The sequence below is a fragment of the Pedobacter sp. 22163 genome (assembly GCF_052045595.1).
GTDB lineage: Bacteria > Bacteroidota > Bacteroidia > Sphingobacteriales > Sphingobacteriaceae > Pedobacter.
The window spans coordinates 1-657 of the sequence record NZ_JBQEPM010000030.1 but is presented as its reverse complement, the minus strand read 5'-3'; the positions used below and the strand labels follow the sequence as shown (position 1 = coordinate 657).

The following is a 657-nucleotide window of genomic DNA, read 5'->3' as shown; positions in this document are numbered from 1 at the left end:
CTATAACGACTTCAACACGAACGGTAAGGTAGATGCGGGCGACCGTATCAACTACACTTTCGTGGTGACCAATACAGGCAACGTAACCTTAACAAATGTGACGGTTACCGATGCAAACGCAACAATTTCTGGCGGCCCGATCGCTTCACTTGCGGTAGGTGCATCTGATAACTCAACCTTTACCGGTTTCCATACGCTTACCCAGGCGGAGATCGATAACGGAGGTGTGTTCAATGTGGCTACTGCGACCGGAAAAGATCCGAAGGATAAACCGGTTACGACCACTTCAGTGGATCCGACACCATTGTCGCCTACCGATCCCAACTATCCGGTTACGCCGCCAACGCCTGCATGCCCAGGCTGTACGGTTACACCGATCGTACACACAGGTGCAATGACCCTGGCCAAAGACGGAAGCTATAACGACTTCAACACGAATGGCAAAGTAGATGCGGGCGACCGTATCGACTACACTTTCGTGGTGACCAATACAGGCAACGTAACCTTAACAAATGTGACGGTTACCGATGCCAATGCAACCATTTCTGGTGGCCCGATCGCAAGTTTAGCGGTAGGTGCTTCAGACAACAGTACTTTCACAGGTTTCCATACGCTTACCCAGGCGGAGATTGATAACGGAGGTGTGTTCAACGTGGC

1 protein-coding gene is annotated in these 657 nt (G+C 51.1%); it reads left to right on the top strand.

Features of this window, described 5'->3' with window-relative positions; genetic code table 11:
- On the top strand, positions 1 to 657 hold a 657-nt coding region (locus tag ACTJKN_RS27340), incomplete at both ends, for a DUF7507 domain-containing protein (RefSeq protein WP_440828773.1).